At 69.0% G+C, this 25,562-nt stretch carries 22 protein-coding genes and 1 pseudogene; 6 read left to right on the plus strand and 17 right to left on the minus strand.

What is annotated here, in order from left to right; genetic code table 11:
* Window positions 1-19 precede the first annotated feature (19 nt).
* Window positions 20-2,215, minus strand: coding sequence for an Hsp70 family protein (locus tag AB0H50_RS19735; protein ID WP_357454370.1), 2,196 nt, complete (start codon window positions 2,213-2,215; stop codon window positions 20-22).
* 542 nt (window positions 2,216-2,757) lie between these two features.
* Between AB0H50_RS19735 and AB0H50_RS19740 the strand changes: the two genes are divergently transcribed.
* A complete protein-coding gene (locus tag AB0H50_RS19740) occupies window positions 2,758-3,519 on the plus strand; it encodes a glucose 1-dehydrogenase (RefSeq protein ID WP_357454373.1) in 762 nt (253 codons plus the stop codon).
* A 105-nt stretch (window positions 3,520-3,624) separates the two neighbouring features.
* Here the strand turns inward: AB0H50_RS19740 and AB0H50_RS19745 are convergent, their stop codons facing one another.
* The 8 genes from AB0H50_RS19745 to AB0H50_RS19780 form a co-directional block, all read right to left on the minus strand.
* Window positions 3,625-5,211 (minus strand): FAD-dependent oxidoreductase, encoded by a 1,587-nt coding sequence (locus AB0H50_RS19745; RefSeq protein ID WP_357454376.1) that lies wholly within the window; start codon window positions 5,209-5,211, stop codon window positions 3,625-3,627.
* Window positions 5,212-5,224: 13 nt separating this feature from the next.
* Window positions 5,225-6,229 carry a diiron oxygenase gene (locus AB0H50_RS19750; protein ID WP_357455321.1) on the minus strand — a complete coding sequence of 335 codons (1,005 nt, stop codon included), beginning with the start codon at window positions 6,227-6,229 and terminating at the stop codon, window positions 5,225-5,227.
* Between the two features lie 180 nt (window positions 6,230-6,409).
* Window positions 6,410-7,477: an Hsp70 family protein gene (locus AB0H50_RS19755; protein ID WP_357454379.1), complete on the minus strand. Its 1,068-nt coding sequence runs from the start codon at window positions 7,475-7,477 to the stop codon at window positions 6,410-6,412.
* A gap of 483 nt (window positions 7,478-7,960) precedes the next feature.
* Window positions 7,961-8,956 (minus strand): sulfate ABC transporter ATP-binding protein, encoded by a 996-nt coding sequence (locus AB0H50_RS19760; RefSeq protein WP_357454382.1) that lies wholly within the window; start codon window positions 8,954-8,956, stop codon window positions 7,961-7,963.
* Window positions 8,953-9,759, minus strand: a complete 807-nt coding sequence (gene cysW / locus AB0H50_RS19765; protein ID WP_357454385.1) for a sulfate ABC transporter permease subunit CysW — start codon at window positions 9,757-9,759, stop codon at window positions 8,953-8,955. Before cysW ends, AB0H50_RS19760 begins: the two co-directional genes overlap by 4 nt.
* Window positions 9,756-10,556 (minus strand): sulfate ABC transporter permease subunit CysT, encoded by an 801-nt coding sequence (gene cysT, locus AB0H50_RS19770; protein WP_357455324.1) that lies wholly within the window; start codon window positions 10,554-10,556, stop codon window positions 9,756-9,758. The genes cysW and cysT overlap by 4 nt, the downstream gene beginning before the upstream one ends.
* A 129-nt stretch (window positions 10,557-10,685) precedes the next feature.
* Window positions 10,686-11,732 carry a sulfate ABC transporter substrate-binding protein gene (locus AB0H50_RS19775; RefSeq protein ID WP_357454388.1) on the minus strand — a complete coding sequence of 349 codons (1,047 nt, stop codon included), beginning with the start codon at window positions 11,730-11,732 and terminating at the stop codon, window positions 10,686-10,688.
* 208 nt (window positions 11,733-11,940) lie between these two features.
* A complete protein-coding gene (locus AB0H50_RS19780) occupies window positions 11,941-12,030 on the minus strand; it encodes an Ms4533A family Cys-rich leader peptide (protein WP_309546086.1) in 90 nt (29 codons plus the stop codon).
* Window positions 12,031-12,101: 71 nt separating this feature from the next.
* On the opposite strand from AB0H50_RS19780, the gene AB0H50_RS19785 reads away from it, so the two are divergent.
* Window positions 12,102-13,163 carry a M48 family metallopeptidase gene (locus tag AB0H50_RS19785; protein WP_357454391.1) on the plus strand — a complete coding sequence of 354 codons (1,062 nt, stop codon included), beginning with the start codon at window positions 12,102-12,104 and terminating at the stop codon, window positions 13,161-13,163.
* A 142-nt stretch (window positions 13,164-13,305) separates the two neighbouring features.
* On the opposite strand, the gene AB0H50_RS19790 is transcribed toward AB0H50_RS19785, so the two are convergent.
* Complete coding sequence (locus AB0H50_RS19790) at window positions 13,306-13,578, minus strand: hypothetical protein (protein WP_357454394.1); 273 nt, start codon at window positions 13,576-13,578, stop codon at window positions 13,306-13,308.
* Between the two features lie 126 nt (window positions 13,579-13,704).
* Here AB0H50_RS19790 and AB0H50_RS19795 point away from each other — a divergent pair, with 126 nt between their 5' ends.
* Entirely contained in the window at window positions 13,705-15,651 is a 1,947-nt protein-coding gene (locus tag AB0H50_RS19795) for a glycoside hydrolase family 15 protein (protein ID WP_357455327.1), read from the plus strand.
* Window positions 15,652-15,665: 14 nt separating this feature from the next.
* On the opposite strand, the gene AB0H50_RS19800 is transcribed toward AB0H50_RS19795, so the two are convergent.
* From AB0H50_RS19800 to lepA, 3 genes are all read right to left on the minus strand, one after another.
* Entirely contained in the window at window positions 15,666-17,456 is a 1,791-nt protein-coding gene (locus AB0H50_RS19800; protein WP_357454397.1) for a dynamin family protein, read from the minus strand.
* Window positions 17,457-17,522: 66 nt separating this feature from the next.
* On the minus strand, window positions 17,523-19,673 hold the full coding sequence (locus AB0H50_RS19805; RefSeq protein ID WP_357454400.1) for a hypothetical protein: 2,151 nt from the start codon (window positions 19,671-19,673) through the stop codon (window positions 17,523-17,525).
* 221 nt (window positions 19,674-19,894) lie between these two features.
* The gene (lepA, locus tag AB0H50_RS19810) at window positions 19,895-21,745 is read right to left on the minus strand and encodes a translation elongation factor 4 (protein WP_357454403.1); all 1,851 of its coding nucleotides are present in this window, start codon (window positions 21,743-21,745) and stop codon (window positions 19,895-19,897) included.
* Between the two features lie 246 nt (window positions 21,746-21,991).
* On the opposite strand from lepA, the gene AB0H50_RS19815 reads away from it, so the two are divergent.
* The gene (locus AB0H50_RS19815) at window positions 21,992-22,543 is read left to right on the plus strand and encodes a type II toxin-antitoxin system PemK/MazF family toxin (RefSeq protein WP_357454406.1); all 552 of its coding nucleotides are present in this window, start codon (window positions 21,992-21,994) and stop codon (window positions 22,541-22,543) included.
* Between the two features lie 54 nt (window positions 22,544-22,597).
* Here AB0H50_RS19815 and AB0H50_RS19820 read toward each other — a convergent pair whose 3' ends face one another.
* The 3 genes and pseudogenes from AB0H50_RS19820 to AB0H50_RS19830 form a co-directional block, all read right to left on the minus strand.
* Window positions 22,598-23,386, minus strand: coding sequence for an aquaporin (locus tag AB0H50_RS19820; protein ID WP_357454409.1), 789 nt, complete (start codon window positions 23,384-23,386; stop codon window positions 22,598-22,600).
* Window positions 23,387-23,479: 93 nt separating this feature from the next.
* Window positions 23,480-23,590: pseudogene (locus tag AB0H50_RS19825) on the minus strand (transglutaminase family protein); the annotation flags it as partial.
* 374 nt (window positions 23,591-23,964) lie between these two features.
* A complete protein-coding gene (locus AB0H50_RS19830; protein WP_357455382.1) occupies window positions 23,965-24,102 on the minus strand; it encodes a hypothetical protein in 138 nt (45 codons plus the stop codon).
* A 405-nt stretch (window positions 24,103-24,507) separates the two neighbouring features.
* Between AB0H50_RS19830 and rpsT the strand changes: the two genes are divergently transcribed.
* On the plus strand, window positions 24,508-24,771 hold the full coding sequence (gene rpsT / locus AB0H50_RS19835) for a 30S ribosomal protein S20 (RefSeq protein WP_357454412.1): 264 nt from the start codon (window positions 24,508-24,510) through the stop codon (window positions 24,769-24,771).
* A gap of 161 nt (window positions 24,772-24,932) precedes the next feature.
* Window positions 24,933-25,181, plus strand: coding sequence for a hypothetical protein (locus tag AB0H50_RS19840; RefSeq protein ID WP_245668855.1), 249 nt, complete (start codon window positions 24,933-24,935; stop codon window positions 25,179-25,181).
* Between the two features lie 67 nt (window positions 25,182-25,248).
* Here the strand turns inward: AB0H50_RS19840 and AB0H50_RS19845 are convergent, their stop codons facing one another.
* A complete protein-coding gene (locus tag AB0H50_RS19845) occupies window positions 25,249-25,461 on the minus strand; it encodes a hypothetical protein (RefSeq protein WP_357454415.1) in 213 nt (70 codons plus the stop codon).
* Window positions 25,462-25,562 lie beyond the last annotated feature (101 nt).

The raw sequence follows: 25,562 nt of genomic DNA on the forward strand, positions 1-25,562 counted from the left end.
TCGATGACTCGTCTTCGATTCAGCGCCGGGCGCCACCGACTCCGCCGCCACCCCCACCGGCCGAGCCGCCGCCGGACTTGCCCGCACCACCCATACCGCCGGAGCCGCCCGCGCCGCCGCCGAACTTCGAGCCCGACCTGCCGCTGCCGCCGGAAGACGCACCACCGGAAGAGGTTCCGCCGGAAGATGATCGGCCCGACGAGGATGCTCCGCCGCCGGAGGACGCGCCTCCACCCGATGAGGTTCCGCCGCCGGAAGACCCACCGCCGTGTGATGAGGCTCCGCCGCCGGAGGATGCACCACCACCGCCACCGGAAGACGTTCCGCCACCCGACGAATGACCGCCGGAGGCAGCGCCACCGCCCGAAGCCGCACCGCCGCCGGAAGACGTTCCGCCGCCGGAGGAATCACCGGACGAAGCAGCACCACCACCCGAGGACGCACCGCCGCCGGAGGACGATCCGTCGCTCGAAGAATCACCACCGGACGAAGCACCACCACCGGAAGACGATCCACCATCCGAAGAATCACCACCGGACGACGTACTGCCGCCCGACGAGACACCACCGCCTGTCGAACCACCGTCCGCGTCCGGCCCGGACGCCGCACCGGAGCCATCCCCGCCCGTACCGCCGGAAGTCGTTCCCCCCGAGGACGTCCCCTCTGTGCCGCTCACAGCGCCGCCGCGCGCCGGATCTCCGGCCGTACCACCGGAAGCAGCGCCGCCGGTGGACGTGTCGGTAGTGCTCCCCGGCGAGGTCGCTCCCCCGCTAGCCGGTGATCCGGGAGAAGTCGGCGTGCCCGGCTCGGGTTGAGTGTTGCCGGGGACCGAGGGATTCGGGGCCGGTTGGGTGTTCGGCCAGGAGGGCAGGCTGACGCTCGGGATCGTCGGGCGCTCCCACCCGGGCGGGGTCCCCCGCGGTGTCCGCTGGCTGAAGGGCAGCGGATTCACGAACTGGGCCGGGTTGGCGTATTGCTGTCCCGCGTATCGGCCGTTGCCGCAGCAGGTTCGAGGATCGCTGTGGGTCCCGGGGCGGGACTCGCCGACCGAGGGCCCGAACGTGGTGCTGCGCGCGGCCGCCGAGACGCGCCGGTCGTAGCCGCTCCCGTCGAAGTAGGCGTACTGCGCCGGCGTCGCGGGGATGCCCTGCCGGACGGCGCGGTCGAAGACGGTGTCGCCGTTGGGTTCGTAGAGCAGCGTGTCGCCCGGGATCGGTGCGGCGGCCGGGAATCGGTCGAGCACCGGGAGCGATCCGCCGGAGCCGCCGAAGACCGTGGCCGCCGACATGGCCAGCGCCGAAGCGACTGCGGCACTGGAGAACACGGCGACGCGCGGCGCGGGCCGTTCCTCGGTGCTCGCGGGCGCGAAGGTCCGGGCCGCGAACCGCGCGGCGCCGACGGCCACGATATGACCGGGATCGGCCGAAACCACCACCGGGCGGCCGAGTTCGGCCAGCGCGCCTGCCACCTCGGCGGGCCGGGACGCGCCGCCGACGAGCAGCACGCGACCGATGGCGGAGAGGCTGAGCCCGGTGGAGCGCAGGCAGGCGCGCACCACGCCGAAGGAGTCCCTGATGTGCTCGGCGCGCAGAGCGTCGACGTCGACGATGGAGGTCATCGACACCGTGGTCGCGGACGCGCCGGGCCGCGAGTAGCGCGCGATCATGTCCCCCAGCGGGCGACCGCCGAAATCGTAGGAGCGCTGCGGCTTTCCGACGATCGGGTGGTTCTCCCAGTCCGGCCCGACGCGCACGATGGAGACGTCGAGGCTGGTGCCGCCGAGGTCGTAGACGAGGACGAAGCCGGTCTCCAGCGGACCATGTTCGTAGTCCAGCCATTCGGCGGCGGCCACCGGCTCCGGCACCAGCATGACTTGCCGCGCGCCGTTCAGGTCGAGCGCCTGGCGTAGTCGGACGAGTTGTTTGTCGGTGTAGACCGCCGGGTAGGTCGCCACCGCGCCCACGCTCGGCTCGGCCGCCTCCAGCAAGCCGGTGACCACCGCGGCGACGAGGTTGGCCGGGGAGTACAACCGCCCGCCGACGACCAGCGATTCCGGGTCACGCGCCAGATCGGCGAAATCGGTGGCGGCCGAGTTGTATTGGGGAATACCGCCGATGCGGGCCGTGCCCGCCGGGTCGAAGCCGATTGCCGTGCGCTTGGTGCGCACCGTGGGTCGGATCAGACCATCGGTCACCGAAGCCGCTACGGAGTTCACTGAACCGATGCTGAAACCCAGACATGTAGTCATTCGCTATCCCGTCAACGCACCGTGACCACGTCCAGCACACAGTCGAGCCGTGTGGCCGCGGTCGTCTTCCAAACAGCCCCCACAGGTTAGCTGTTCGCGAACTTTCCGGATGCCGAATTGATATGAAACGTTTGGCTTCCGGCAACAATCTGTCGAATACCCAGGTAAACAGTGCCGCACGAAAGGTTCAGCCCCCGCGACACATCGCAAAAGGGCCGCGGCCGACCCGATTCCGCTATCACGCAGCGACTGCTCGTCGCGATCGACGGCGGCCGAAACGGACCATGGGGCGCCCGTGGCAAACGGGGCCACACACACCGACCGGTCGGTAACCGATACTTAGCCAGAACTAATTCCTCGACCACTCGGGCGTGTCGCCCCTGATAGATGACACATCAAATGCGGCGTCCGTTTGCCGCCAGCGATGCCGTCCCACGCTCGGTTGACTGATTACGGCGGCACCGACCGCCGCAACGAAAGAGCAAGCACGGGAAGGAAAGTGAACTCGAATGTCGACACGGTTCGCGGAGCAGGTCGCGGTCATCACCGGCGCCACCTCGGGCATCGGCAAGGCGGTGGCGCTGCGGCTGGCCGCCGAGGGCGCGGCGGTGGTGCTCGGCGCGCGCGGCAAGGACGCCGGTGATCAGGTCGCCGCGGAGATTCGCGCGGCGGGTGGCCGGGCCCTGTTCGTCCCGACGGATGTGACGGTGGAGGCCGACGTGGCCCGGCTGACCGAGACCGCCGTCAGCGAGTTCGGCCGTCTGGACGTGGCATTCAACAACGCGGGCGCGGTGCGGGCGTTCGGACCGGTGGCCGAGATCGATGAGGCCGGCTGGCGCGCCGATCTCGAACTCAACCTGACGGCCGTGTTCTACGGCCTCCGCCACCAGGTGCCCGCAATGGTCGCGTCGGGCGGCGGCGCGATCCTGAACAACGCGTCGAACCTGGGCGTGGTCGGCATGGGCTCGGTCGCGCCGTACGTGGCCGCCAAGCACGGCGTCGTCGGGCTGACCAAGGCCGTCGCGCTGGAATCCGCCGATCAGGGTGTGCGTGTCAACGCGCTGGTGTCGGGCGCGGTGGACACGCCCGCGTTTCGCGACTCGATGGGCGCGACGCCCGAGGGCGAGGCGGCCATCGCGGCGCTGCACCCGCTCGGCCGGATCGCCGCGCCGGACGAGATCGCCTCGTTCTGCGCCTATCTGCTGAGCCGCGAGGCCAGCTTCGTCACCGGCGCTGCTCTCGCCATCGACGGCGGATTCACCGCGCGCTGAACGCCGAACGCCGAACGCCACGACGTTACGTACCGTCGTGGCGTTCGGCAGTCAGTGGCTCGGCAGACCTCATCGCGCAACCGAGCCCGCAGGTACGCCCCGCCTTCAGACCCGGGCGAGCAGCCTGCGCAGCGGCTTCACCAACGGTGCCGCCGCCGCGCCGCCCACGACGACCTCGGGCCTGCGGCCGCGCACCAACCGCTCGAAATCGGCCGCACCGCGCGCGGGTTCGGGCAGACGGCCCGCGTTGTAGTCGTCGGCGAGCTGCCGCACGGTCTGCTGCGCGCAGGACTTGTTGGTGCCGATGAAGCCGGTCGGACCGCGCTTGATCCAGCCGGTGACATAGGCGCCGGGCAGCACCGCGCCCGCCTCGCCGAGCACCCTGCCGTCCGCGTTCGGAATCACACCCGCCTGATCGTCGAAGGGCAGACCCCGCAGCGGCACACCGCGGTAGCCGACCGAGGTGAGCACGAGCCCGGCCTCGATCCGCTCGGTCTCGCCGGTGGCGACGGCCTTGGTGCGTCCGTCGGCCTCGGTGACGAGCTCGTTGCGGCCGATCTCCACACCGGTCACGCGGTCATCGCCGAGCACGGCGGTCGGCGCGGCCAGGTAGCGGAAGACGATCCGCTTGCGCTGCCCGGACGGGCGCTCGGCGACCCGGTTCAGCAAGCGCAGCTTCTGCTCGATCCGGTACGGCAGGTCGGCGGTGATCTCCGGCAGCTCGCCCTCGACCGCGATATCCACGTCGGAGCCGAGCAGACCCACGAATTCGGGCACGGTGAAGGCGGATTCGGCCGGACCGCGGCGGCCGAGCACGACCACCTCTTCGATCTTGCTCTCGCGCAGCGCTTTCAGCGCGTACGGCGCGATATCGGTGCCGACGAGGGTGGCCGGATCGCTCGCCAGGATGCGCGCCACGTCCAGCGCGACATTGCCGTTGCCGACGATCACCGCGCGCCGCTGCGACAGATCGAATCGCGCGTCCGCGTGGTCGGGGTGCCCGTTGTACCAGGCAACGAAGTCGGTGGCCGAGACATTGCCGGGCAGGCCCTCACCCGGGATGCCGAGCTTGCGGTCCGAGGACGCGCCGACGGCGTAGATCACCGCGTGGAAGTGGTCGAGCAGCTCCTCGTGCGAAACGTGCGTGCCGACCTCGATGTTCAGGTACGAACCGAAGCCGGGCTGACCCGAGATCACGTCGAACAGCTCGCTGACCTGCCTGGTCTTGGCGTGGTCCGGCGCGACGCCGTGCCTGGCCAGACCGTAGGGCACCGGCAGCCGGTCGAACACGGTGACCGAGACGTTCGGCTGGGTCAGCAGCTCGTCGGCGGCGTACATCGCCGACGGACCGGAGCCCACGATCGCCACCCGCAGCGGCGCCCGCTCGGCGCGGATCTCCGCCGCAGGCACCGGCCGGGCCAGCAGCGGACGCGGCCGGGACTGCCGGTAGAAGTCGGCGTTGATCTCGATGAAGGGCTTCTGCTCCTCGGTCAGCCGCTTCGACGAGGTGATGGCGTCGACGGGGCAGGCCGTGGCGCACGCGCCGCAGTCCACGCAGGCCTTCGGGTCGACGTACAGCATCTCCGCCGTGCGGAAGTCCGGTTCGTCCGGCGTGGGATGGATGCAGTTGACCGGGCAGGCGTACACGCAAGACGCGTCGCTGCAACAGGATTGGGTGACGACGTAGGGCATGGTCGACCGCCGCTCAGCCCGCGTGCACGACGCGCAGCGGCTCCGAGCGGTAGCGGCTCATCGGACCGTCGATGCCGAGCAGCTTCCACACCCGCTTGGAGATCGGGTTGATCAGGCCGAGCTCCTTGGCGAGCGCCCGCACGTCGACGAAGTAGTCGGCGAAGACCTGCTCGGCTTCCTTGGAGCCGTAGAACAGTTCCTTGCGCACCTTCGCCGGAATGTCGAACTCCTCGAAGAACTTCTTCGGTGGGGTCGCGATGGAACGGCCGAGGATCCACATGACGATCGGCATCGCGATCGACAGCACGAACCGGTTGGCGGCGCTCTGCTCGGGCACGTGGTTCTTCAGGAACTCGTGCGCAAAGGAGATGTGGCGGGCCTCCTCGGCGACGTGGATCGCCATCACGCCGAGCATGATCGGGTGGACCTCTTCGCCGGAGCGCAGGATCTCCTTCTGGATGTGGTCGATCGGCTCCTCGCCCGCGAGCACGGCCATGAAGAACAGGTTCGGGAACTTGGCGGCGACCGGCGCGGCCAGGTACTTGAACTTGCTCACCAGTGGGCCCATGCCTGGCACGTCCAAGCCGATCCGGTTCACCATCTCCTGGAACATCAGGGTGTGGTTGTGCTCCTCGATCATCTCGTGGGAGCAGTAGCGGAACTCGGGCGAACCGTTGGGCAGGCCGAAGTTGTGAATCACCATGCCGCTGATGAGGATCGACTCGAACTGCAGACCGACCTTGGCGACGTTGGCCTGGCGGTACTTGCCGAGCTCGATCTGCTTGCCCTTGGGCAGGGCCAGGTACCAGGGGTGGCGGCCGAGCGGGTCGGCCGACCGCGGCAGGATCCAGCGCTCCTCGCCCGCGTCGGCGGCGTAGTCCGGGTTGTCCCAGTCGATGTCCTCGAACGGGTCGAAGTGCTTGTTCACCGAGCCCTCGGACAGCAGCAGCAGCTTGGCGGCGTATTTCTGCGCCTGCTCGAGATCTGGATCGATAGCGTGCTTCTCGGCTGTCGACATCGTCGTCACTGCCTTCCTCGGGGGACGTTTACCTGTACCTTATAGTTACACTTACGGTCGGTGACGTCAACTCGCCCGCACTGCGGAGGCGGGCCGGGCCCGTGCGGTGCGCGGAAGACTCCGCGAACGAGTCGGCGGCGGCCGGGTGTGTTCACCCGACCGCCGCCGTTGTGACCAGGGTCAGAACAGTCCGAACGGTGCCGATCCCGCGACCGCACCGTCTGCGGGCAGCGCGAAAGCGAGCACGACACCGCACGCGGACGCGGCCGATGTCACCCTGATCAGCTTGCGCCGCGCGCGCAGCAGGCCCTTTCCCCTGCGAGGCGCGCCCGCGGCCGTCTCTTCGGCGGACGCCGCCGTCTGCCGCGCGACCAGCGCCGCGCCGTCCGCGATCGTGCGTTCCGGATCCGGCGCGATGTACACAGGTCGCGCCAGCGCCTCGGCGAGCACGCCGGACACCTCCGACGGGCGGGCCGCGCCGCCGACCGCGAGGACGTAGTCGACGTCGGCCATGGTCAGGTCGGCCCGCCGGAGGCAGCGGTAGACCAGTTCCAGCGAAGCGCGCACGTGCTCGGCGCGCAGGGCGTCGGCGGCCGAACCGTCCAGTGCGCCTACCGCCGAGGATCCACCGCCCCGCGCCGCGACCAGCGCGCCGAACGCGCGCGCGCCGAATTCCGCCGAACGCAGCGGGACGCCGACGATCGGATCGTGCGGATTGCCCGCGCCGACACGAACCAGCGCGACGTCCAGGCTCGCGCCGCCAAGGTCGTAGACCAGGGCGAGGCCGGGCCTCAACGGACCGTGCACCGCCTCCAGCCAAGCCGCCGCCGCGACCGGTTCGGCGACCAGCGCGACATGATTCAGGCCGATCGCGTCCAGCGCGCCGCGTAGCTCGGTCAGTTCGTCGGCGCCGTAGCCCGCCGGATGAGTCAGCGTGACTTCCGCGCCCACCGCCCTCTGGTCGTTCATCACCTCGGTGATGAGGCAGTCGGTGACCACCGCGACGAGCTCCGCGGGCCCGAGCGTGCGGTGGCCGACCCTGGCCGTCGCACCGCCGCGCCTGCCGAGATCGGCGAATTCGGTGATCGCCCTGCCGTGCCGGGGAATCAGGCCGACGCGTGCCAGCCCGGTGCTGTCGAAGGTCAAGGTGGTGCGCCGGGTGACGGACGGTGCGGGTCTGGCGTGCCGTCGGTGGCCGAGCCGACGCGGCGGTGTTTTGGCCGATGCGGTGTCCGCCAACGCGATCACCGAATAGACCGTACCGATGCTCAAACCAAGACCAACTGCCATCGCGTTTCACCCGATCGACGAGCCGATGTGCTTCGAACACCACACAGGCAACCACTCGGCGACCGCCGTGCCAACCACCGGACAGCCGGTTGTCCGCACCCCGCCGGTCACCGTGGGCCCCGGCCCGACCACCGGCGCGCCATCCGACCTGCCCAATCACCCCTGGGACACGCCAGTCGCACGCGATGCCACACGGCGCGTCGCGGATCACCGATCGCCGGTGTGCATTTGCCGGGCGACGCCGCGCCGACGGCACCACACCGCAAGCCAGCTCCGTCAGCAATGCTCCAGCAGCCCACCGGCATTCGACGGCACACCTACGAAACCGTTCTGGAACAGCGCATTCCGCGCCACCGACCGGCGACCACGCATGCCTTCCACACGCTTCACAGCAGTTACAACCTCTGCGAAGGGTGTGAAACCTCTGCGAGGGCCGAATACTCAGCCCGCGGGGAGCTCCGGGATCCGGGTCGCGCGGACGTAGACCGTCTCGCCGTCGGAGAGCCGCAGCGCCTCGGCGTCACCGCGGGTTACCTGGGCGGCGAAGTGGTCGCCGGTGGCGGCGTTGCGCAGTTCGACGCGCACCTCGAAGCCGAGGTGCACGACCCGCTCCACGGTCGCGCGGGTGACGCCCGCCGATTCCGCGGTGCCCTCGTCGGCGGCGCGCGCCATGCTCGCGTCGCGGCCGACGCGAATGTCGTGCGGGCGCACCAGATGTCCGTTCAGCCGCGCGACATCGCCGAGGAAGGACATGACGAATTCGTTGGACGGCCGATCGTAGACGTCCTCGGGGGTGCCGATCTGTTCGATCCGGCCCTTGTTCATCACCGCGATGCGGTCGGCGACGTCGAGCGCCTCCTCTTGGTCGTGGGTCACCAGCACGGTGGTCACGTGGACCTCCTCGTGCAGGCGGCGCAGCCAGGTGCGCAGGTCGGCGCGGACCTTGGCGTCCAGCGCGCCGAACGGCTCGTCCAGCAACAGCACCTGCGGGTCCACCGCGAGCGCGCGGGCCAGTGCCATGCGCTGGCGCTGGCCGCCGGACAGCTGGGCCGGGTAGCGGTGCTGGAAGCCGTCCAGGCCGACGATGCCGAGCAGCTCGTCGACCCGCTTCGCGATCTCGTTCTTGGGCCGCTTGCGGATCTTCAGACCGAAGGCCACGTTGTCGCGCACGGTCATGTGCTTGAACGCGGCGTAGTGCTGGAAGACGAAGCCGATGTCGCGCTTCTGCGGCGGCACCCTGGTCACATCGTTGCCCGCGATGGTGACGATGCCGGAGTCCAGCGACTCCAGCCCGGCGATCGACCGCAGCAGCGTCGACTTTCCGGAACCGGAGGGACCGAGCAGCGCGGTCAGCTCGCCGGACGGGATGTCGATGGTGACATCGTCGAGCGCGGCGAAGGTGCCGTAGTTCTTCCTTGCGTTGGTCACGGTGATCATTTGGCGTCCCGCTTGCGTTCGAGAAGAGTCATGAGAAGAAGAGTCACGAGGGCGATGCCCATCAGCAGGGTCGCGGCACAGTAGGCGCCGAACGTGTTGTGGTCGTTGATGTAGCGGCCGTGCACCAGCAGCGTCAGCGTGAGCGACTGGCCTGGCAGCGCCGAGGACACCATGATCACCGCGCCGAACTCGCCGAGCGCACGCGCGACGGTGAGCACCACGCCATAGGTCAGGCCCCAGCGGATCGCGGGCAGGGTGATCTGCCAGAACGTCTGCCACCGCGACGCGCCGAGGGTGGCCGCGGCCTGCTCCTGGTCGTCGCCGATCTCGTGTAGCACCGGCTCCACTTCGCGCACCACGAACGGCAGTGTGACGAAGATGGTGGCGATCACCATGCCGGGCAGGTTGAAGATCACCTTCAGACCCGTGTTCTCCAGGCCGCCGAGCCAGCCGCCCGCGCCCCAGAACAGGATCAGCGCGACACCGACGACGACCGGCGAGACCGCGAACGGCAGGTCGACGATGCCCTGCACCAGGCTGCGACCCGGGAAGCGCCCGCGCACCAGCGCGATGGCGGTCACCACGCCGAAGACGACGTTCACCGGCACCACGATCGCCACGATGAGCAGCGACAGCTGGAACGCCGAGATGGCCGCCGGCGTGGTGATCGAGTCGATGAACGCGCCGACGCCGTTCTCGAAGGTGCGCCACAGGATGATGAGCAGCGGAAGCAGCAAGAGCACGAACAGGTAGCCAAGTGCCACCGTCCGCAGCGAAATGCGAGTCAGGACGGACGGTTTCATCGGCTCGCCTGCTCCTTACGCGCGCTGCGGTCCGCGAGCAGACGCAGCACGAGCAGCGTCACGAACGAGATCGCCAGCAGCGCCACCGATACGGCCGCCGCGTTGACCGGCCGATCGATCTCGATCTGCTTCTGGATGTATTGCGAGGCCATCTCCGTCTTGCGCGGGATGGCGCCGCCGATCAGCACGACCGAACCGTATTCGCCGATCGCGCGGGCGAAGGCGAGGCCGCCGCCGCTGATGATCGCGGGCGCCAGCGTGGGCAGCACGATCCGGCGGAAGGTGGTCCAGTTGTCCGCGCCGAGCGAGAGCGCGGCCTGCTCGACCTCACGGTCGGCCTCCATGAGCACCGGCTGTACCGAGCGCACCACGAACGGCAGCGTGACGAAGGCCAGCGCCACCACCAGACCGGGCTGGGTGGCGTTGAGGTGGATGTCGATCGGGCTCTGCGGGCCGTAGAGCGACAGCAGCACGATGCTGGCGACGATGGTGGGCAGCGCGAACGGCAGGTCGATCAGCGCGTTGACGACCCCCTTGCCGGGGAAGTCGTCGCGTACCAGCACCCAGGCGATGAGGGTGCCCATCACCACGTTGATCAGCGCGACGACCACCGACACGAGGACCGTGATGCGCAGCGAGTCGAGCGCGGCCGGGGCGGTGATCGCCTCCCAGAAGCCGGACCAGCCGTCCTCGAAGGAGGTCACGGTCAGCGCAGCCAGCGGCAGCAGCACGATGATGCTGAGCCACAGCACCGTGGTCGCGATGCCGAGCGGGCCGACCGAGCCGCTCACCCGCAGCCACGACCAGCGCGAGCGCGCCGGGCGTGCTGTTTCCTTGGTTACGCCGGGACCGGGGGCGGCCCCGGTCTCGGCGGTACTGCTGTCAGTCACAATCGTCCAGTATCCCGTGTGCTGTGGGTCACCCGGCTACTTGGTGGCGTTGTCGTAGATGACCGCGACACTGCCGGTGTTGGGGGCGAACAGTTCCTTGTCCACGACCTTCCAGCCGCCGAGGTCGGCGATCGTCCACAGCTTCTGCGGGGTCGGGAAGTCCTTGGCGAAGTCACTGGCGACCTTCGGGTCGACCGGACGGAAACCTGCCTCGGCCCAGGCCTGCTGACCGGCCGGAGTGAACAGGAAGTCGCGGAAGGCGACGGCCTTCTCCGGGTTCTTGCTGTTCTTCAGCACCGCGACCGGGTTCTCGATCTTGAACGTGGTCGGCGGGATGACGTGCTCGATCGGGTCGCCCTTGCGCTCGGAGAAGATGGCCTCGTTCTCGTAGCTGAGCAGCACGTCACCGGTGCCTTGCAGGAAGGTCTCGGTGGCTTCCCTGCCCGACTTGGGCTGCACCTTGATGTGCTCCGGGGAGACCAGCCTGCTCAGGTAGTCCAGACCGGCCTGCGGGTTCTTGCCGCCGTCGGACTTGGCCGCGTACGGCGCGAGCAGGTTCCACTTGGCCGAGCCGGAGCTGAACGGGTTGGGCGTGACGACCTCGACGCCCGGCTTCAGTAGGTCGTCCCAGTCCTTGATGCCCTTGGGATTGCCGGGACGCACCACGATCGCGACCACCGAGCCGAACGGAATTCCCTTGGTGGCGTCGGCATTCCAGTTCGCGTCGACCAGGCCCGCGTCGACCAGGCGGGTGATGTCGGGCTCCACCGAGAAGTTCACGACGTCGGCCTCGGCGCCGTCCTTGACCTTGCGGGACTGATCGCCGGAGGCGCCGTAGGACGGCTGGATCTGCACGCCCTTACCCGCCTCGGTCTTGTTGAACTCGGGAACGACCTTGTCGAATCCCGGCTTGGGGACGGCGTAGGCGTACAGGTTCAGGGTGCCGCCGCTGCCGTCGGCCCCACCCCCGCCCACCACGTCGCTGGCTCCGCCGCCGCAGGCGGTGAGCACGACCGCCGCTACCGCGGTGAGCGCGGCGGCGGCATAGCGTCGGCGCGGGGCGAGCCAAGTGTTGCGAGACATCCGGGTGGGACCTTTCCTGCGGACCGCCACACGGATCTAAAAGACCGTGGCGGCAAGATATTCGGGTCGATCGGGGAGACCTGCCGCCGATGACGCGGCAGTGGCGCGACTACCGGCCGGAAGCGGCCGACGCGGGGGTCGGGAACGTCTGCGAAAAAGTGCACGCCAGTCTACGGGGCAGGGACGCGCAGACGTGCCCGGTCACCGATCAACGACAGAGAATGTCCGCGACCGCGAGATTGCCGACAGCGATCAACGCCAATTCATGGCGGACCTGCGGGACGGCACTCGAAGACACGGGCAGACTGTAGCAGAGCACAGCTCACGAGTTCGAATCGAAGAGTTCCTGAACAAGGGGGGTTTCATCCCATGACGATCAGTCCGGATCGGGTCCGCACGCGTTTGCCCGGCATCAGCACTCGCGCGTGGGAACATCCCGCCGACCGCACCGCCCTGGTGGCGCTGCGCTCGCTGACCGGATTCGACACGGTATTGCGCACTCTCTCCGGTTTGCTGCAAGAACGCCAGCACCGGCTGCTCTACCTGGCCACCGCCGTCCGCGTGGACGAACGCCAGTTCCGCACGCTGCACGACTTGCGCGCGGACTGCGTGCAGATCCTGGACGCGCCGATCACACCGGAGATGTTCGTGTTGCAGAGCCCGCACGTGAACGCCTTCACCATCGGCATGGACCGGCCGTTCATCGTGCTGACCACCGCGCTGGTCGAGCTCATGGACACCGAGGAGCTGAGGTTCGTGGTCGGCCACGAGCTCGGGCACGCGCTGTCCGGGCACGCGGTCTACCGCACGATGCTCATGCACCTGCTGCGGCTCACGGCGAGCGTCGGCTGGATGCCGGTGGGCGGCTGGGCGCTGCGCGCCATCGTGGCCGCGCTCATGGAGTGGAGCCGCAAATCGGAGCTGTCAGGCGACCGGGCGGGACTGCTCTGCGGCCAGGACGTGGAGGCGTCGGTGCGGGTGCACATGAAGACCGCGGGCGGCGCGTGCGTGCACGAGATGAACCACGGGGCGTTCCTGGCGCAGGCGGACGACTACCAGCGCGCGGGCGACCTGCGCGACGGCGTCCTCAAGCTGCTGAACCTGGAGTTGCAGTCGCACCCGTTCTCGGTGCTGCGCGCTGCCGAACTGCGTCGCTGGATCCAGAGCGGCGAGTACGACCGCGTGCTCACCGGCGACTACCCGCGCCGCGCGCACGACAAGAACACCAGCATCAGCGAGGAGATCAAGGAGGCGGCGCGCACCTACCGGCAGAACTTCGACCAGTCCGAGGACCCGCTGGTCCGCACGGTGCGCAACCTCGGCCGCGACGTCGGCGCGACGATCGGCACGGTCGGCCATGAGGTCGGCGAAACCATCTCCACTCTCGGCAAGCGCCTCGCCGACTGGCGCAACGGCGACGGAGCGAACTGAGCGCGCGGACTGTGCGCAGGCCTCGCAGGCATCGGAAGACCTGCGAGGCGTCGCAAGCCGCTGATTCAGCGGGTGAAGAACCAGGCGATGACGACGAGGACGAGCAGGGCGAGCAGGGCCAGTTGGACCCGGGAGCGTGGCATCAACGCGCTCCGCTCTGGACGGGGCTGCGATCGGCCGTGCGGTCGTCGACCAGGACCGGGGACGGCTCGGCGAGGACCGCGGCGACGGTGACTTCGGCGGCGCGGTCGCGACCGAGCAGCTGCAGCGCGGCGCGCAGCGCGCGGTCGAGCAGGTACGCGATGGCGAAACTCACCGGGACCATACCGACAAGGACAACGAGGAACTGTGGGATGAACGGCAATCCCGCGACCCACAGCTCGAAACCGTCCCACCAACCTGCAACGCGATGCACGGATACCAGCCTACTGGCCCAACCTGAGCAACCGACCGGCGCATTCGGGTGGACGGCGGGCATGGGCGGCACCCATGATGGGGTATGGCGTCAACGGATGATCTGACAATTCGACAGCCCGACGACCTGCCTGTGCTCAGCGCGCTCACCCAGTCCAGGCATCGCGGCGCCCATCCCCCGATCGACGACTACGCCTTCCTGTCCGACTGCGAGACCAGCTGCCTGATCTCGAGCAACGGCGCGGTCGAGTGGATGTGCGTGCCGCGACCGGACTCTCCCAGTGTTTTCGGCGCGATGCTGGATCGCAGCGCCGGGCATTTCCGGATCGGCCCATACGGCGTCAACGTGCCCGCCGCGCGCCGCTACCTGCCCGGCGGCATGATCCTGGAGACCACCTGGCAGACCGACACCGGCTGGCTCATCGTGCGCGACGCGCTGGTGCTCGGACCGTGGCACAACAATATCCAGCGCAGCAAGACGCATCGGCGCACCCCGATGGACTGGGACGCCGAGCACGTGCTGCTGCGCACCGTGAAATGCGTCAACGGCACGGTCGAGCTGGAGATGAGCTGCGAACCGGCCTTCGACTACCACCGCTCCACCGCGCGCTGGGAGTACACCGGCAAGGTCTACGAGGAGGCGACCGCGGTGTGCAGCGCCGATCCGAGCGCGGGCCCGACCCTGGTGCTCACCACCGATCTGCGCCTGGGTCTGGAGGGGCGCGAGGCTCGGGCGCGCACCAGGATGCGCGAGGGCGACCAGGTCTTCGTCGCGCTCACCTGGTCGGATCTGCCCGCCCCCAAGACATTCGAGGACGCCGCGGAGAAGATGTGGATGACCACCGAGTGCTGGCGGCAGTGGATCACCCTCGGTAAATTCCCGGATCACCCGTGGCGCAACTACTTACAACGCAGCGCGTTGACGCTCAAGGGCCTGACCTACGCGCCGACCGGCGCGCTGATGGCGGCGGCCACCACCTCGCTGCCGGAAACCCCCGGCGGCGAACGCAATTGGGACTACCGCTTCAGCTGGGTGCGCGACTCCAGCTTCGCCCTGTGGGGCCTGTACACGCTTGGACTCGACCGCGAGGCCGACGACTTCTTCTGCTTCCTCAACGACGCGACGACCGGCGACAACGGCGAACCCGTTCCGCTGCAAGTGCTCTACGGCATCGGCGGGGAACGCGACCTGGTCGAGAGCGAGCTGGAACACCTGAAGGGCTACGACGGCGCCCAGCCGGTGCGCATCGGCAACGGCGCCTACAACCAGAACCAGCACGACATCTGGGGCACCATGCTCGACGCGGTGTACCTGCACGTGAAGTCGCGCCAGCAGGTCCCCGAGACGCTGTGGCCGCTGCTGGAGCGGCAGGTGAACGCCGCCATCACGCACTGGCGCGAGCCCGATCGCGGCATCTGGGAGGTGCGCGGCGAACCGCAGCACTTCACCTCCTCGAAGGTGATGTGCTGGGTCGCGCTGGATCGCGGCGCCAAACTGGCCGAATTGCACGGCCAGTTCCAGCGCGCCACCGAGTGGTACACGATCGCCGAGGAAATCAGGGACGACGTGCTCGCCAACGGCGTGTCCAGCGAGGGCGTTCTCACCCAGGTCTACGGCGGGGACACCCTGGACGCCTCGCTGCTGCTCGTGGTGCTGACCCGCTTCCTGCCGCCCGACGACCATCGGGTGCGCGCCACCGTGCTCGCGATCGCCGACCGGCTCACCGAGAACGGACTGGTGCTTCGCTACCGCACCGAGACCACCGACGACGGACTCACCGGCGAGGAGGGCACCTTCACCATCTGCTCGTTCTGGCTGGTCTCCGCGCTGGTCGAGATCGGCGAGGTACAGCGGGCCAGGCACCTGTGCGAGCGGCTGCTCGGCTTCGCCAGCCCGTTGCGGCTCTACGCCGAGGAGATCGACCCACGCAGCGGACGGCACCTGGGCAACTACCCGCAGGCCTTCACCCATCTGGCGCTGATCAACGCGGTCACCCACGTGATCAGGGCCGAGGCCCAGCGCGAGGCCGGACAGTTCCAGCCCGCGCACTCCCCGCCGATCAGCCCAGCCTGAGGCGTCCCTGCCGGTTACGCGGCGAGCGAGTCGGCCCGGTCGCGGACGGCCCGCAGCTTGCCCAGGTTGGTGTCGAGTTCGGCGATCCGGTCCTCGCGCCGGTCGCCGTACTTGCCGTAGGCGTCCTCCGCGACGCGCAGCGCCTCGTCGGTGGTGCGCAGCGCGTCGGTGACGATGTCGGTGAAGTGATCGCGCAACGTCCGCTGCATGGCGCGCAACCGGTTTCGCGATTCCTTGCTCACCTGGAAGATCACGTCGTCCATCAGCCTCGCCACCGCCACCTTGGCCTCGGCGCGGCGGCGCAGCTGCCGGTTCTTGCGGTCGTCCCAGATCGCGTTGACGCCCAGCAGCACACCCGCGCCCGCCGAATACCAGTTCACCAGCGACATGCCGAGCAGACTGGTGGCGAGACCGACCATCAGGATGCCGCCGTAGGAACCCCGGAGGCCGGACAGAACCTGTTGGGTCACACTGGCTTTCGCGCTCTCCAGCGACTCCAGCGGCGCTACCTGCTCCAGCACCTCGCCAGGGTTGGTCAGGCGCAGGTCGGGCAGCGGCGGGGTGCGGTTGTCGGCGGGGAACTTCGCCGCCACCTGCTCGCACAGCTCCACCGCGCGGTAGTGCGCCATCACGAAGTTCTCCTCGACGGCCTCGCAAATGCGGGCGTCCAGGTCGGCGCCGAACTCCTTCCAGCCGCGCGCCGGATCGGCCTGGGCGATCTCGGCCTCGGCGTCGCGCACCAGGCTGCGTAGTCGATGGCGTAGGTCGTGCTCGATGTCGGCCATCAGTTCGGTCGCACCGTCGACCAGGGTGACCTGCCAGTTGGCGGTGCGCTGACGCAGCTGATCGGCCTCCTCGCGGGCCGCGAGCAGCTGCTGGGTGATCTGGGCGCGGCGGCGCGGGTCGCGCAGCGCCTCGGCCTCGGTGTACAGGGTGACCGCGAGATGGTCTGCCACCAAACGGATGTCGCGCAGGGCAGCGTCACGGGCCACCGCGTCGGCGCGCGCCACCACGTAGTCGCGCAGGTGGTCGATCAGCTGCGGCACCCCGGACTCGATATCGCGCTGGTAGTTGCCCGCCTGCCGGTGCAGCAGCGCCGAGACCGGCGCCACCGCGAACCCGAGACCGGCCGCGTCCAGCAGATCGCGGTTGCGCTGCTGCACGTGCGACCAGTGTGGGTGGATATCGATCTTGTTGAGGACGCAGACGACCGTCGGACAGAGCTGCTGCACCCGCTGCAGGTACTCCAGCTGCAGCGGGGTCAGCTCGGCCGAGGCCTCGGCGACGTAGAGCACCGCGTCGGCGGCGGCGATCATCGACCACCGGGTGTGCTCGTCGCCCGCACCCGGCGCGTCCATCAGGACGATGCCGTCGGCGAGCAGCGAGCTCGGCTCGGTGAACTCGGCTCGGATCACGCCGTGCGCGGCCAGGGCGGGACCTGGATTCAGCGGATCCACCGGCTGGCGTTCGGTGCGGCCCTGGCCGGTCGACTTGACCAGCGTGGCGCTCGACTCCGGGCCGTACTCCACGATCACCGGTGCGCTCAGCGCGGAATCGGTGGCGCTCACCTGCGCCCCGACCAAGCTGTTCACCAGCGTGCTCATGCCGTTCTTCGGGTCGCCGACGACGACGAGACGGACCCTGGGATCACCGACCCTGGCGCGCACCATGCTCAGCCGGCCGCCGAGATCGTCGCGGCCCGCGGATCTGGCCATCTCCCGCAGTTCGTCCAGTACCCGGATGAGCGGCGCCATCGCGTCCGGATGTTTCACCGTCGCGGACTCCAGTCCGGCTGCGGCAGACAAGCCTCCTCCTAATTTCTCGTGTTCGCGCTCGACCGTGCGACGTGCGTGCTCCCCCGGCGATCCGGGTCAGACCAGTGTCATATCCGGTCCGGCAACAGGATGGTGCGTCTCGGTCATGATGGTGGCCCCCGGCAACAGCCCCGCGTCGAGCCCGCCGTGGTCGATCGGCATCGCCGCGACCGTCTGGTGGTAGCTGACGTGGTCCAGCTCGTCGCTGATCGGGCGGGTCTTCGGCGGTTCGACCACGACCGGCGGTTTGACCGGCGCGACCTGGGTCGGCACGACCGGAACCGACGCGGTCGGCACGTCGATGTCGACCGAAGGAACGGTAGGCGCCTGCGTCGGGATGTCGTACGTCGGGGGTTGTGTGGGCACCGAAACCGTGGGGACGTCGGGCGTCGTCTGACCGCCGGTCGGGTACGTGGTGTCCACGCCGGAACCGGGGTATGTGGTGCCGCCGGTGTTTCCGCCGGTCGTGCCGGTGCTGCCACCGGTGGTGCCCGTACCGCCACCCGTGGTACCGGTGCCGCCGCCCGGGAGGGTGACGTCGTCGTCCGGAGTGGATGGCCGCGGCGTGACGGTCACACCGGGCACCTTGGTGGTCACGTCCGTGCCTGCGCCTGGCGTAGGCACGATCGTCACGGCCGGCGCCTTGGTGACGCCGGGTTCCAGGGTCGGCAGGGTGCCGATGTCGGGCTTGGTCGGCGTCGGGATGCTCGGGGTCGGCACCGTCTTGGTGATCGTGGTCGGCACGCCCGGCGCCGTGGTCCCCGGGTAGATGTCGGTCGGCTTCGGGGTGTCGGTCACCGACGTCGGGCCCGGGGTCGGCCGCGGGGGCGGGTCGAACAGCGCGGGAGCCACGGCCGCGGGGGCGGTCAGCGGGGACGGGCCCGCCGGGGTGCCGATGACGTTCGCGATGGGCGTGGTCGCGGCCTCCGGCTGGATGGTGGTCTGCAACGGGGTGGCCACCACCGGCGCCGCGACGGCGGCCGGCGCGACCGCGGCGGGAACCACGGGAGCGGGCGGCGGCGCGACGGGAGCCACCGGCGCGGGCGCTGCGGCGATCGCGGGAGCGATCGGCTGCGGCGCGGCGACCGCGGGCGCCACATGCGAGACAGGGGCACTCGCGGCGGGCGTCGAGAGGCCGCTCGCGACACCCGTGCCGCCCGCGTTCGGGCTGTGCTGCTCGGCGGCGGCGCGTGCGGAGCCGTTCTCCGGCCGCGGGCTCTCGAGCCAGTCCGAGAAGTCGTCGAGCTGGTCACCGATGTTGGTGCCCGCGGCCGTCTTCACGGTCAGGCCGGCGGACGCCTCGACCCGCAGATCGGTGGTCAGGTACGCGCCGTCGGGCCCGATGCCGAAATCGACGTCGAGATGGGTCCAGACCTCGGCACTCGCGTCGACGCCCAGGTACACGCCGAAATCCCCTGGCGTCCCCACCCCGTCGAACATGTCGCCGGCGCGCAGCGAATTGTCCAGCGGCTGAGTGCTTTCGGCGGCCGACTCACTGTCGCCCGCGGTTCTGGCGGCGGGCAGCTTCGGCGCGAACGGATTGGAGCCCGGCGCGAGGAAGCCCTCGTTACCAGGCATGCCGAAACCGTGTCCGGCCGGGCCGAGCCCGTGGCCGGGCAGGCCGAAACCCTGCTGCTGCTCCCACCATTCGTACGGGGAACCGGCGCCCGGCGCGGACTCGGCCGGCGCGTGCTGGGTCTGCTCCCACGGCCCGGAGTCCGGCGTCGGGGCGAACCCTGGCGTCTCGGCGAAGCCGGGCGTCTGGGCACCTTGGCTGTCCCACCAGTCGTAGGGCGACTCGGTCTCCGTCTCGCCGGGCCGGTTGCCGGTCCAGTACTCCGACGGCGCGGGCACGGGCGCGGGTTCGAGATGGAACTCGGGCACGGGCTGAGGCGCGGCGACGGTGTGCGGCGGCCCCGCCGTGAGCGGCGGCGGCGTCCAATCGGGCTCCGGATCCGGGAAGGTGACCACCGGGCTCGGCAGGTCGGGGTCCGGATCGGTGTTGTGCGTCCAGCCCGCGTTCCAGCTGTCCAATCGCTGGCCGCCGGCAGCCGGGACGCCGCCGCCGTTGGAGGCGATCAGTGCGCCGCCGGTCACATACGCCCCGGCCCTCGCGACACGGGCGACGCCGGTCGCCACACGGTACGCGGTGTCGCCCGAGGGCTCGGCAAGCTCGGTGTCGTCGTCGAAAGGCAGGTCACGCGTCATGCAAGCTCCACATCTCGGGTTTCCGAAGATCCTCATCTCGCCGGGAAGACCGAGTGAAGATCATCTAACGATATCCGGAAAACCCAGCTGTCACATTCTCCAAGACAGGAAAGAGCGTGACGGTAACGAGCACAACAACCTTGCCACCCTGCCAACCGGAACGGAAGCCCCCTTTTCGCGGGCCATTCGGACTGGACGACACCTCAATTGGAGGCGACGGCCTACTTCTTCTCCTTCGGCTTGTCGGCCTGCGCGTCGGAGGACAGCGCGGCGACGAAGGCTTCCTGCGGCACGTCGACGCGACCGATGGTCTTCATGCGCTTCTTGCCCTCCTTCTGCTTCTCCAGCAGCTTGCGCTTACGGCTGATGTCACCGCCGTAGCACTTGGCGAGCACGTCCTTGCGGATGGCGCGGATGTTCTCGCGGGCAATGATCTTCGACCCGATCGCGGCCTGGATGGGCACCTCGAACTGCTGGCGCGGAATCAGCTCGCGCAGCTTGGTGGTCATCTTGTGGCCGTAGGCCTGGGCCGCGTCCTTGTGCACGATCGCCGAGAACGCGTCGACCGCCTCGCCCTGCAACAGGATGTCCACCTTGACCAGCTGCGATTCCTGCTCGCCCGACTCCTCGTAGTCCAGCGAGGCGTAACCGCGGGTGCGCGACTTCAGCGAGTCGAAGAAGTCGAAGATGATCTCGGCCATCGGAAGCGTGTAGCGCAGCTCGACGCGGGTCTCCGACAGGTAGTCCATGCCACCCAGCTCGCCGCGCCGGGACTGACACAGCTCCATGATCGAGCCGATGAACTCGCTCGGCGAGATGATCGTGCACTTCACGATGGGCTCGAAGACCGTGCGCACCTTGCCTTCCGGCCAGTACGAGGGGTTCGTCACGATGTGCTCCGCGCCGTCCTCCATCTCCACCCGGTACACCACGTTGGGCGCGGTGGAGATGAGGTCGAGGTCGAACTCGCGCTGGAGCCGCTCCCTGGTGATCTCCATGTGCAGCAGGCCGAGGAAGCCGCAGCGGAACCCGAAGCCGAGCGCCACCGAGGTCTCCGGCGTGTAGCTGAGCGCGGCGTCGTTGAGCTGGAGCTTCTCCAGCGCGTCGCGCAGATCCGGGTAGTCCGAGCCGTCCACCGGGTAGAGGCCGGAGTAGACCATCGGCCGCGGCTCGCGGTAGCCGGTGAGCGCTTCGGTCGCGCCGTTGCGCGCGGCAGTGACGGTGTCGCCGACCTTGGACTGGCGCACGTCCTTCACGCCGGTGATCAGGTAGCCCACCTCGCCGACGCCGAGCCCGTCGGTCGGCTTCGGCTCCGGCGAGACGATGCCGATCTCCAGCAACTCGTGGGTCGCGCCGGTGGACATCATCTTGATCTTCTCGCGCGGGGTGAGCTTGCCGTCCACCACGCGCACGTAGGTGACCACGCCACGGTATGTGTCGTAGACCGAGTCGAAGATCATCGCGCGGGCGGGCGCGTCGGCGTCGCCGACCGGCGGCGGCACCTGCTTGATCACCTCGTCGAGCAGCTCGGGCACGCCGACGCCGGTCTTACCGGAGACGCGCAGCACGTCCGAGGGCTCGCAGCCGACGATGTGCGCCAGCTCGGCGGCGTAGCGGTCCGGGTCGGCGGCGGGCAGGTCGATCTTGTTGAGCACCGGAATGACGGTGAGGTCTTTGTCCAGGGCCAGATACAGATTGGCCAGGGTCTGCGCCTCGATGCCCTGGGCGGCGTCCACCAGCAGGATCGCGCCCTCACAGGCCTCGAGCGCGCGGGAGACCTCGTAGGTGAAGTCGACGTGGCCCGGCGTGTCGATGAGGTGCATCACGTAGTCGGTGCCGTCGACCTGCCACGGTAACCGGACGTTCTGCGCCTTGATGGTGATGCCGCGCTCGCGCTCGATGTCCATTCGGTCCAGGTACTGGGCGCGCATCGCCCGCTCCTCGACCACACCGGTGAGCTGCAACATCCGGTCGGCCAGCGTCGACTTGCCGTGGTCGATGTGCGCGATGATGCAGAAGTTCCGGATCCGGGACGGATCGGTGAACGTCTTGTCGGCGAAGCTGGCGGGCACTCCACTCCTCAGCTGGGTATCGGCAAACTGTGGTCTATCGTCCCATGGGCGCGGGTGGACGCGGTCCACTGGTCCGTCCCGGACGCTGCACTGTCCCGGTCCGCACCGCCACACCCGGTTTTCCGGGGTGTCCCCCGCGGCGACGGGTCGTTCGAGCGCCCGCGATCCTCTACCGCAAATCTTCAGCTGTGCCAAGCGGATTGCGTGCCGGATGAGAAGTCGTCATCACACCGTTATCCTCCAACGATGGCCCGAAGTTGGAACTCTCTCGGCAAGCAGTTGAGCCTGATCGCGAAGGAGCAGGGTCCCAAGATCGTCCGGCAGCAGGGACCTCGGCTGGTGGAGCGGCTGGTCGGCTCGCTCGCGCAGCGTCGCAACGGCAGCGTGTCCGTGCGTCCCGCCGCGTCAACGCCGGTCCCCACGGCGCAGCGAGCCAGGCAGATCGTCTACTGCCCGCACCTGGACGGACGCGCGGACCCCGGCGAGATCGTGTGGACCTGGGTGCCGTACGAGGAGGACCCGAGCAACGGCAAGGACCGCCCGGTGCTCGTCGTCGGCCGCGATCGCCGCACCCTGCTCGGGCTGATGCTCTCGTCGAATCCCGAACGCGCGCACGACCGCAACTGGATCGGCATCGGCAGCGGCAGCTGGGACCACGACGACAGGCCGAGCTGGGTGCGACTGGACCGGGTGCTGGACGTTCCCGAGGCGAGCATCCGCCGCGAGGGCGCCATCCTGGCCCGCAAGACCTTCGACCTGGTCGCGCACCGACTGGTCGTCGAGTACCACTGGAGCTGAACGCGACGGCCCGATTCCAGCCGTGCCGGAACCGGGCCGTAGCGCGAACCGCTCTCAGCTGATCATTTCCCGGCTCCGCCCGTACAGCAGGCCGTAGATCAGCGCGCCGAGCACGCCGCCGATGAGCGGGAAGACCACGAACGCCCACACCTGGCCTGCCGCGCCCTCCTGGTAGAACGCGACGGCGAGGCTGCGCGCCGGGTTCACCGAGGTGTAGTCGACCGGGATGGAGACCAGGTGGATCGCCGCGAGCGTGACGCCGATGGACAGACCCGCCAGCGGCACGTCCGAGATCTGGTCGGTGGAGGCGAGCACCACGAAGATCAGCAGCGCCGTCAGCATCACCTCGATGATGATCATCGCGGCCATGCCGTAGCCGTTCTGGACGACGACCTCGCCGAGCGGTCCGGTCTTCGCGGACGGGCTGTGCTTGCCCCAGCCGTTGGCGGCGAGGCCGTCGACCCTGCGGTCGTAGGAGGGCAGGTTCTTCGCGATCGCGAACAGCACGAGCCCGGCCAGGAACGCGCCGATCAGCTGCGCGATCGCATAGCCCGCCGCGCTGATCGTGGTCAGCCTGCCCATGATGAGCTGACCTAGCGTGACCGCCGGGTTGACGTGGCAGCCCGAGATCGGCCCGATCGTGTAGACCAGAAATATCAGCGTGAGACCGAAGGCGAGCGCAATCCCGAGCGCGCCGACCCGTTCACCGGCCAGCACCGCGGTACCGACACCGCCCATCACCAGAACGAACGTGCCGAGCGCCTCGGCCGCCCATTTCTTCCAGTCGGGAATCGGCTTGTCCTCGGCCAGTTCCTCGACAACTTCCTGCGCCGTGGGAGACATACAGACACACCTTCCGCCATCTCGAACCCGGTAGACGAGGTACTGCTGCGAAAACGAGATCATTCAAGATCAAACGGTGCTGCAGTGGGGACGCTACGCCAGACGGGTGATCTCTACAACGACTTCGAGATCCGTCGAGCCACCGCCGGAGAAGAGTCCGTTCAGCGGCGGCACGTCCGCGTAATCGCACCCGAAGCCCGCCGAGCCGCGCCCTTCCGGTAGCGCGTCTGGGGGCAGGAATTCGAGTTCGCCGCGCGCCCGGCCGCGCAGGCGCTGCGTCTCACGTCCGGGGCCCGCCCGCTGCTCGAACTCGGCGAGACAGGGCTCGGCGGCCCGCATCGAATGGAACACCGAGGACTGTTCCAGCAGACGAATTCGATGACCGGGCCCGCCTCCAGCGCGCCGCGATGGGTGCGCAGGGAGGTGGCGCGCGCCCGCCGGTCGCGACAGCGTCAACAGGCGGGCGAGGACGTGCGGTCACTTGCCGTGAGAGCAGCCGGCGCACAATCCGGTTTCGATGGGGCGGCCCGAGCGGCAGGAAGCGGTAACTCGTCGTCGTGGCTGAGCGTGGAATCCGATCACCGTGGGACCGGGTCGAGCGGGAAGGCGCGGGCGAGTGCGTCCGAGCGGCGCGCCAGATCCGCGACGTCGATGGGTGCGGGGGCGGCGAGGATTCCCTCGTACGGCTGACGCACGCGGCCGGCGCGGTCGAACATCTGTCGAAGGCCGCCGCGAACCAGCCCGCCCTGCACCCCTGGGCAGCTCCGTCGAGGTTGCCCGCCCGTTGCCCTTCCCCGCCCCTGGAGTCTGCTCGAGTTCGGCGCCCTGGACCGGCCCGAACGCGGGCGGGGAGGCGGAAGTCATGCGAAATCGCGCCACACGCAGCGGTAATGCCGTGTGAGACGCGGGTAGATTTCTTGCATCGCCCGGCCGCCGCCGAGCCGGGTGTCGGCTTCGAACCGGCCGGTCGAACCGGCCCGAGCGCGGCGATTTCGTGTGCCGCGCGGCGGCTGGTACCCTCGATCTTCGGCGTTGCGATACCCGTTTACTTCGGGCGTGTCGCACGCGCAAGACTTCTCAGCACATACCACTCAGCGACAAGGAACACGAGGGAAACAGGCGTGGCCAACATCAAGTCCCAGATGAAGCGGATCCGTACCAACGAGGCGGCGCGCAAGCGTAACCAGTCGGTCAAGTCCGCGCTGCGCACCGCGATCCGCAACTTCCGGGAAGCCGCTGCCGCCGGTGACAAGGAGCAGGCAGGCGAGCGTCTCCAGTTCGCCAGCCGCAAGCTGGACAAGGCCGCCTCGAAGGGCGTCATCCACGCCAACCAGGCTGCCAACAAGAAGTCGGCGCTCGCGCTGGCCTACAACAAGCTCGGCTGATTCGCCGGTCCCGGGCATCCGGGATCCATTCTTCTGACGCCAGCCGCCGTGGCCTCGACGACCACGGCGGCTTTTGTCGTGTCCGACTCGAATCCGAGCCTCGTCGACGAGTTCACCGGACCGTAGCCGAGATGTCGGTGTCGGGGGCTACGATTCCGCGCATGGTAACCGTGTACGCGAATCAGACCGTGGTCAGAGGCGAGGACCTGCCGGAGGTCATCCGCGCCGCCGAGGTGCTCGGGCTCGGCCTGAAGATCGAGAACGTCATGGTCCCCGACGACGACGGTGGTTACTCGCTGGAGTGGATCGTGACCCGGGAAGACGAAGTGCCCGTGTACGACGAATGGGAAGGCCGGTTCGAGGAATCGGACGAGGACGACGACGAGCTGCTGCTCAGTTCGGCGGACTGAGCGTTCAGCTCCACGGACTGAGCGTTCAGCTCGATGGACTGAGCGTTCAGCTCGATGGACTGAGCGTTCAGCTCGATGGACCGAGCGTTCGGCTCCACGGACGCCGTCCCGCGGCCGCGATTCCGGCCGACAGGCGGTTCAGCGTCATCCGTGAGCCGGAGTCCGCGGCTCGATAGATGATCCGCTGGTCGGGATCCTGCACGGGCATCAGCACCTCGCAGGTCACGACCAGCGGACCGACCTCCAGATGCGGCTTGTTCCCGCGCCCCTGCCCCTTCACGTCGTGCCGGTCCCAGGCGCACCGCTGCGCGGAGCACCCGGTCCTCGCAGACCTTTCACACGCCTCGCAGCACCTGCAACCCCTGCGAGGCGTGGAAACGG

It is taken from the genome of Nocardia sp. NPDC050793, assembly GCF_040654065.1.
In the GTDB taxonomy this organism is placed as follows: Bacteria; Actinomycetota; Actinomycetes; order Mycobacteriales; family Mycobacteriaceae; genus Nocardia.